The sequence below is a fragment of the Nonomuraea sp. NPDC003201 genome (assembly GCF_053590415.1).
In genome coordinates this window covers 1-6,749 of the sequence record NZ_JBSFTC010000451.1, presented here as the reverse complement: position 1 = coordinate 6,749, position 6,749 = coordinate 1, and the positions used below count along the sequence as shown (strand labels likewise).

Here is a 6,749-nt window from a genome sequence, read left to right as displayed (position 1 = left end):
GCCGTTCGCGCCGCCCCCGCCCGGGCCCCACTTCGGCACCGTGGTCCACTGGGAGACGCCCGCTCCGCGGGTGCGCCGCGGCGACGTCCGGGCCGCCCTGCTGGCGCTGCTCCTCGAAGGGCCGCAGAACGGCTACCAGATGATCCAGGGCATCGAGGAGCGCAGCCACGGCGTCTGGCGGCCCAGCCCCGGCTCCGTCTATCCGGCGCTGCAGCAGCTCGAGGACGAGGGCCTGGTGTCCGGCGACGAGTCCGGCGGGAGCCGTACGTACCGGCTGACGGAGGAGGGCCGCGGCCAGGCGGCCAGGTACGCCGACGAGGCTCCGTGGGACGAGGTCGCCCGCACGGCCGTGCCGTCGGACCACCACGAGCTGCGCCTGCTCTGGGCCCAGCTCAACGAGGCGTTCTCCCACCTGGTCAGCACGGCCGACGAGCGTCAGATCGCGGCGGCCAAGGAGCTGATCAAGAAGACGCGCAAGTCCATGTTCCAGATCCTGGCGGAGGGCTGAGATGGCGGCGGACGCGGCGGTCGCCGTGCGCGGCCTGCGGAAGACGTACGGGAAGGTCGAGGCGGTCAAAGGCGTCGACTTCGAGGTGCGCCCGGGCGAGGTGTTCGGCTTCCTCGGGCCGAACGGCGCCGGCAAGACCACCACCATCAGCATGCTCTGCACGCTGGTGAACCCCACCGGCGGCAGCGCCACCGTGGCGGGCCACGACGTCGTCAGGGACCGTGACGAGGTCCGCAGGAACATCGGCCTCGTCTTCCAGGACCCCACCCTCGACGGCTACCTGAGCGCCGAGCAGAACCTGCGCTTCCACGCCGAGCTGTACGGCGTGCCCAAGAGCATGGTCGGCGACCGGATCCGGCAGGTCATGGAGATGGTCGCGCTGTGGGACCGCAAGGACGCCAAGGTGATGACGTTCTCGGGCGGCATGAAGCGGCGGCTGGAGATCGCCCGCGGCCTGCTGCACTCCCCGCGCGTGCTCTTCCTCGACGAGCCCACCGTGGGACTCGACCCGCAGACCCGCTCGGCCATCTGGGGCTACATCAACCAGCTGCGGCTCCTGGAGGACATCACCATCTTCATGACCACGCACTACATGGACGAGGCCGAGTACTGCGACCGGATCGCGATCATCGACCACGGCGAGGTCGTCGTCATCGACTCGCCCGAGGCGCTGAAGGCCAGCGTCGGCAAGGACCGGGTGCAGATCCAGACCCCCGACGACACGGAGGCGATCAAGGCGCTGCGGCAGCGGTTCGGGCTGGAGGCGGCCGTGCGCGAGGGCGCGGTGACGTTCGCGGTGGCCTCGGGCGAGGAGTTCGTGCCGAGGCTGTTCGCCGAGCTCGGCATGCCGATCAAATCGGTGAGCGTGTCGCGGCCGTCCCTGGACGACGTGTTCATGTCCTACACCGGCTCCACGATCCGCGACGCCGAGGCCGGCGACGGCAACCTGGCGTTCATGAGAGCGATGGCGAGGCGATAGTCATGGCGACAGAGGCCATCAGCGTCCGCGTGCCGGTCCGCAGCGCCGGTCACGACCTGCGGGCGATCAAGGTCGTGCTCCACCGGGAGATGCTGCGCTTCGTCAACGACCGCACCCGCATGGCGTCCATGCTGGTGCAGCCCGTGCTCTGGCTGTTCGTCATGGGCACGGGGCTCGGGTCGCTGGTGCGGGGGGCGATCCCCGGGATCGACTACCGCACGTTCATGTACCCCGGCATGATCTCCATGACCGTGATCATGACCGGGATGTTCTCGGCCGGGTCCATCGTGTGGGACCGCGAGTTCGGCTTCCTGAGGGAGATGCTGGTCGCGCCCGTCTCGCGCGGGGCGATCGTGGTCGGCAAGTGCCTGGGCGGCGCCATCGTGGCCACCGGGCAGGGCATCCTCATCCTGGCCATGGCGGGGCTGGTGGGGGTCCCCTACTCGCCCGCGCTCTTCGTGACGCTGCTGGCGGAGATGTTCCTCGCGGCGTTCACGATCACGGCCTTCGGGGTGATGCTGGCCGCCCGGATGAAGAACATGCAGACCTTCTTCGGCCTGATGCAGATGGCGATCATGCCCATGATGTTCCTGTCGGGGGCGATGTTCCCGCTGGCCAACCTGCCGTCGTGGCTGCACGTGCTGACCGTGGTCAACCCGATGACGTACGCGGTGGACCCGCTGCGCCAGGCGGTCTTCTCGCACCTGGACGTGCCGGCGCAGGTCGACGCGGTGCTGAACCCCGGGGTCCGGTGGTTCGACTTCCAGGTGCCGGTGATGCTCGAGCTCGGCCTCGTGGCGGCCCTGGGGCTGGCGCTGCTGGGGGTGGGGATCGCGGAGTTCAGGCGGGCGGAGTAGACGGAACGAGGCCCGGGGCGGCGTGCCCCGGGCCTCGACCTCACATCAGATCAACGCTTGACCCGGACGTAGTCCGAGCCGCTGGTGGCGCCGTAGGTGTCGTCGTCACCGCCGAACACGAACCGCCAGCGGCCCGAGTTCCAGCCCTTGACCTTGGTGTAGAGCCCGCCGCCGTCGTTCGACCAGGTCGTCTTCACGTACTGCCACTTCTTCGAGCCCGCGGGCTTGAAGAACAGCGCGACCTTGCCCGAGTAGCCCTCCCAGGAGCCCTCGTCGAAGACCTGCAGGCGGCCCTTGAACTTCAGGTACTTGCCGCGCTTGACCGGCTCGGGGTACGCGTTGAACTTGATCAGCCGCGTGTCCGCCTTGGACGCCGTAGGAGGCGGCGCCGGCTCGTTGACCTTGACCCAGTCGGCGTCGCTGACCGAGCCGCGGACACCGCGGGTGCCGCCGTACTCGGCCCGCCACCAGCCCGAGGTCTCCGCGGGAGCGGAGGCCCAGAAGCGGCCGTCGCGGCCGGTCACGTCACTGGTGACGTACTCCCACCTGGACGAGCCGTCGGCCTTGAAGAAGATCGAGACCCGCTCGCCGGCCACGCCGCCGCGGTCCTCGACCAGCAGAGCGCCGCTGAACGTGAGCCGGTCACCCTTGTCCACGGGCTCCGGGCGGGCGTCGAAGCCGGCGATCCTGCTGCTCAGGACGCCGCGCCTGACGTCGACCCGGTCGGTGTCGCTGACCGAGCCCTTGGCCGCGGACGTGCCCGCGAACTCGGCCCGCCACCAGCCCGTCTCGTCGGCCCGCACGGTGGCGCTGAACCAGCCGTTGCCACCGGTCGTCACCTTGGTGATCTGGCGGTAGGCGTCGGTGCCGCGCTCGCGGAAGGTGATGGCGACGCTCTGGCCGCCGTACCCCTTGCCGTCGGCGAGGAGCTGGCCGGAGACCTTGATCAGGTCGCCCTTGTCCACGGAGTCGGGGCTGGCGTCGAAGTCGACGATCTTGGTGTCGAGGACCTTCTTGACCGAGACCTCGAACGTGCCGCCGCGGGAGGCGCCGCCGGCGACGGCGAGCCAGCTCCACGTGCCGACGTTCGTGGAGTCGAAGGACCTGGTGCCGGACCACTTCGTCCAGTCGCCGTCCTTGGCGGACGTCAGGTCGACGGGCTTGCCGACGCTGATGTCGCCCGGGGGCTTGAGCTGGAGCTCGGCCTTGTCGGCCCCCCTGGTGGCGAAGCTGAACGTGGCCGTGACCGCGCCGTTGGTGACGTCGATCGGAGAATTGGGACTGATCCCGACTCGGGTGATGACGGGATCCGCGGCCGCCGTCGCAGCGGAGGGAGCCATGACCAGGGCTCCGGCTCCGAGCGCTATGGCAAGGGCGGCCACACGAATGCGTTGTAACATGCGGGTTCCTTCCAGAGACCCAACGGTTCAACGCGGCATTGAGGGTGCCACGTGTGTCAATTAAGTAGACGTACGCGCCGACCGGAAGGTTTAAGAATCTGACAAACCGTTATATGCCGGGGTCAAACGGACCGGTCCACAACATGTCAGCCACGTCCGGCAGACGTCGGCGCCGATGAAAGACATAATCGAGGTGTGGCGCGCGACACAGTTGAGACGCATTTCACCCAGGCGGTTGCGACGCTGAAGGCGGGCCCCGCGCGAGATCCGGGGCTGCCGGTCCGCGAGGGCAGCTCGCTGACCGGCGAGCAGTGCATGAAGCTGTTCCAGCGTCAGCTCGACAGCCGCCTGCTGGACATCGCGGCCCGCTGGCTGCGCGAGCAGGACGAGGGCTACTACACGATCGGCTCCGCCGGCCACGAGGGCAACGCGGCCGTCGCCGCCGCCCTGCGGCCCACCGACCCCGCCCTGCTCCACTACCGCTCCGGCGCGTTCTACCTGACCAGGTCCGAGCAGGCGGGCAGGCTGCCCGAGCAGGGCATCCGCGACGTGCTGATGGGCCTGGCCGCGGCGGCCGACGAGCCGATCGCGGGCGGCCGACACAAGGTGTTCGGCCATCCCGACCTGGCCGTCATCCCCCAGACCTCCACGATCGCCAGCCACCTGCCCAGGTCCGTCGGCGTGGCGTTCGCCATCGAGCGGGCCGCGGCGGCGATCGGCGAGCAGGCCCGCTGGCCCGCCGACGCGGTCGCGGTGTGCAGCTTCGGCGACGCCTCGATCAACCACGCGAGCGCCCTGAGCGGCTTCAACACCGCCTCCTACGCCACCTACCAGGGCCAGGCGATGCCGCTGCTGCTCGTGTGCGAGGACAACGGCATCGGCATCAGCGTCCGCACGCCCAAGGGCTGGGTGGAGTCGGCCCTGCGCCGGCCCGGGATCGAATACTTCGCCGCCGACGGCTGCGACCTCGCCTCGGCGTACGACGCCGCCGTCAGCGCGGCCCGGCACGTACGCGAGCACCGCTCCCCCGCCTTCCTCCACCTGACCACCGTGCGGCTCATGGGGCACGCCGGCTCCGACGTCGAGCAGGCCTACCGCACGCAGCGCGAGATCAGGGCCGACCTGGAGCGCGACCCGCTGGTGCGCACGGCGCAGCTGCTCGTGGAGGCGGGGCAGAGCACGCCGGAAGAGCTGCTCAGGACGTACGAGTCCCAGCGCGAGCACGTGCTGCGGGTCGCGCTGGAGACGACGCGCAGCCCGCGGCTCGGCTCCGCCAAGGAGGTCATGGAGCCGATCGCGCCGCGCAAGCCTGAGCTGATCGCCAAGATCAGCCCGATGGCGGCCCCGGGGCCGGAGCGGGAGAAGGCGTTCGCCGGGGCGCTGCCCGAGCACGACAAGCCGATGACGCTCTCGCAGGCCATCAACCGCACGCTCGCCGACACGCTGGCCGTCTACCCCGAGATGACCGTGTTCGGCGAGGACGTCGCCAAGAAGGGCGGCGTCTACGGCGTGACCAGGGGGCTGCAGAAGCGGTTCGGCGCCGCCCGGGTGTTCGACACGTTGCTGGACGAGCAGGCCATCCTGGGGCTGGCGCTCGGCGCCGGCGTGTCGGGGCTGCTGCCCGTGCCCGAGATCCAGTACCTCGCCTACCTGCACAACGCGCTCGACCAGATCCGGGGGGAGGCGGCCACGCTGTCGTTCTTCTCGCGCGGTTCCTACACCAACCCGATGGTGGTCCGGGTGGCCGGGTACGCCTACCAGAAGGGGTTCGGCGGCCACTTCCACAACGACAACGCGGTGGGCGCGCTGCGCGACATCCCCGGCCTGGTCATCGCCTCGCCCGCGCGCCCCGACGACGCGGCCTCCATGCTGCGCACGTGCCTGGCGGCGGCCCGCACGTCCGGGTCGGTGTGCGTGTTCCTGGAGCCGATCGCGCTCTACCACACGCGCGACCTGTTCGAGGAGGGCGACGGGGGCTGGCTGGCGCCGTACGCGGCGCCCGGACGCTGGCCGGAGACGCACGTGCCCATCGGGCAGGCGCGCTCCTACGGCGACGGGCGCGACCTGACGATCGTGACGTTCGGCAACGGCGTGCGGATGAGCCTGCGGGCCGCGGTGCGGCTGACCCAGGAGGGGTACGGCTGCCGCGTGCTCGACCTGCGCTGGCTGGCGCCGCTCCCGATGGACGACCTGCTGCGGGCGGCCGAGCTGACCGGCAACGTGCTGATCGCCGACGAGACCCGGCACACCGGCGGCGTCTCGGAGGGGATCATGGCGGAGCTGGCCGACGCCGGGTTCACCGGGAAGCTCGCGCGGGTGACCTCGTCCGACAGCTTCATCCCCCTGGGCGGGGCGGCCGAGCACGTGCTGCTGTCGGAGGCGGAGATCGAGCAGGCGGCGCGCAAGCTCCTGGGGTGACCGCTACGGGTTCGAGCGGGCGACGGCGCCCCTGATGCACGTGGGCTTCGACCAGGCGACCGTCGAGCTCTCCGAGACGCGCAGCAGGACGCCCACCAGGAAGCAGTAGCCGGTGTCCGGGTCCAGTCCCGCGACGCGGGTCTCGGTGCTGCCCTGGCCCAGGGCGGTGACGGCCTGCTCGCCCTTCTTGAGCGGGGAGCGCTGGAGGACCACCGGGTAGCGGCGGGCCGCCGCGGGGAGCGTCCACTTCAGCTCGACGAGGGCGCCCTGGTCGGCGGTCACCTTCAGGCCGCGCGGGGTCAGCGCGGCGACGGACTGCTTGTCGATGGCCTCGGTGTCCCGGGTGCCCGGCTCGGACGCCGAGGGCTGGGTGGTCTGTGATGGCTCGTTCTGCTGGAGCGACAGGTAGACGGCCGCGCTCGTGCCGCCCACGACGACGGCCGCCACCGCGGCGCCGATCACGAGGCCCCGCGGCAGGCGCCCTCCTCCGCCCGGCGCGGTCGTCCCGCCCCGCACTGGCGGGGTGGTGGCCGAGGCGATGGGCTGCGGTGCGGGAACGCCCGTCGCGCGGTGGCCGCGCTGCCCGC

General features: G+C 71.0%; 6 protein-coding genes. 4 read left to right on the top strand and 2 right to left on the bottom strand.

Going from position 1 to position 6,749, the window contains the following annotated elements; translation table 11 throughout:
• From ACWDX9_RS57520 to ACWDX9_RS57510, 3 genes are all read left to right on the top strand, one after another.
• A partial coding sequence (locus tag ACWDX9_RS57520; protein WP_449971643.1) for a PadR family transcriptional regulator occupies positions 1 to 508 on the top strand: 508 nt, incomplete at its 5' end.
• 1 nt (position 509) lies between these two features.
• Complete coding sequence (locus ACWDX9_RS57515) at positions 510 to 1,487, top strand: ATP-binding cassette domain-containing protein (RefSeq protein WP_449971640.1); 978 nt, start codon at positions 510 to 512, stop codon at positions 1,485 to 1,487.
• A gap of 2 nt (positions 1,488 to 1,489) precedes the next feature.
• Positions 1,490 to 2,344 (top strand): ABC transporter permease, encoded by an 855-nt coding sequence (locus ACWDX9_RS57510; protein WP_350722296.1) that lies wholly within the window; start codon positions 1,490 to 1,492, stop codon positions 2,342 to 2,344.
• 50 nt (positions 2,345 to 2,394) lie between these two features.
• On the opposite strand, the gene ACWDX9_RS57505 is transcribed toward ACWDX9_RS57510, so the two are convergent.
• Positions 2,395 to 3,684: a hypothetical protein gene (locus ACWDX9_RS57505; RefSeq protein ID WP_449971637.1), complete on the bottom strand. Its 1,290-nt coding sequence runs from the start codon at positions 3,682 to 3,684 to the stop codon at positions 2,395 to 2,397.
• Between the two features lie 255 nt (positions 3,685 to 3,939).
• Here ACWDX9_RS57505 and ACWDX9_RS57500 point away from each other — a divergent pair, with 255 nt between their 5' ends.
• Positions 3,940 to 6,162 (top strand): thiamine pyrophosphate-dependent enzyme, encoded by a 2,223-nt coding sequence (locus ACWDX9_RS57500; protein WP_449971634.1) that lies wholly within the window; start codon positions 3,940 to 3,942, stop codon positions 6,160 to 6,162.
• 3 nt (positions 6,163 to 6,165) lie between these two features.
• Here the strand turns inward: ACWDX9_RS57500 and ACWDX9_RS57495 are convergent.
• Positions 6,166 to 6,749, bottom strand: a 584-nt coding sequence (locus ACWDX9_RS57495) for a hypothetical protein (protein WP_449971632.1), incomplete at its 5' end; no start/stop codon positions are given.

Excerpts from the sequence above, each read along its gene's own strand:
- ACWDX9_RS57515 (WP_449971640.1), top strand. The coding sequence starts at position 510 with ATGGCGGCGGACGCGGCGGTCGCCGTGCGCGGCCTGCGGAAGACGTAC.
- ACWDX9_RS57510 (WP_350722296.1), top strand. The coding sequence starts at position 1,490 with ATGGCGACAGAGGCCATCAGCGTCCGCGTGCCGGTCCGCAGCGCCGGT.
- ACWDX9_RS57505 (WP_449971637.1), bottom strand. The coding sequence starts at position 3,684 with ATGGCTCCCTCCGCTGCGACGGCGGCCGCGGATCCCGTCATCACCCGA.